Source organism: Methylobacterium sp. BTF04 (assembly GCF_010692745.1).
Taxonomy (GTDB): Bacteria; Pseudomonadota; Alphaproteobacteria; order Rhizobiales; family Beijerinckiaceae; genus Methylobacterium.
Genome location: NZ_JAAHTB010000201.1, coordinates 1 through 957, shown reverse-complemented (window position 1 = coordinate 957; position 957 = coordinate 1). Strand labels below are relative to the sequence as shown.

Below are 957 nucleotides of genomic sequence, written 5' to 3'. Positions count from 1 at the left end.
CGACGAACACCTCGGAGTCGGCGCCGTTGGGCGCCTGGTTCACGCTTCCCCAGAAATCCGGGGGCGCCCAGTAGTTCGTGAAGGTGTCGGTGGTGCCGAGCGGGATGAACCGCACATCGCCGGCCGGGATGAACCGCTGCGCCACGCTGGTGGTGCCGTCCTCCTGCATGAAGGACGCGCTGCCGCGGTACTCCTCGAACGTGATGCCGCCGAACTCGAAGCCCTTGCGGACGTCCTGGCGCATCGGGTTCGGGGCCGACGCATAGTACGTGTAGGCGGTCTTCACGCTGGCATGCGTGATGAACTTCCGGAACCACTCGGGCGAGCAGAGAGCGTGCACGCCGGTCATGGTCTCACCGAGGAGGTTATCCTCCATGTAGCCGGTGACGTCCTGGCACTTGCCGACCACGTCAGTGGCGGGGGTGCCAAGGAGGAAGTCGACCACCTGCTCGGTGACACCGAAGGAGGTGAACAGGTTGAGCAGGACACTTCCGTCGGAATCGCGGATGATGCCCTTCACCGCGCCCATCCGCAGGTTCTCCAGCGTGATGGCATGCTTGCGCCGCATGGTGATGAGCTTCCGGTTCAGGAAGCCGAGCACCGTCTCCAGACCGGCATCGCCGTTGGAGGTCAGGGCGAGCATGTTCTGCACGTCGGTGGCGAGGACACTGTCCTCATGCGGGATGTGCGGCACGACGAAGGACGCCGGCTTCTGCTTGCCACGGGTGCCGAGACTGGCCGGGCCGCCACGCGGGCGGGTCGGCAGCAGGTTGAGCACGCCATTCTCAATCATGACGATGACGGAGGTGGTGGCGACAGGCTCGGCGGTGAACAGCCCGAGTTCGTTGATGCGGCCGTAGCTGTTCGGCACCATGGCGATGTTGCCGGTCAGGGAGGCCGCAGAGAACGCGTCCTGATTGAAGATGTCGAGGATGGTGGGCATCGGCTTACGCTCCT

1 protein-coding gene is annotated in these 957 nt (G+C 64.9%); it reads right to left on the bottom strand.

The window, feature by feature from the left end:
- A partial coding sequence (locus G3T14_RS25595; protein WP_163645027.1) for a major capsid protein occupies positions 1 to 943 on the bottom strand: 943 nt, incomplete at its 3' end.
- Positions 944 to 957 lie beyond the last annotated feature (14 nt).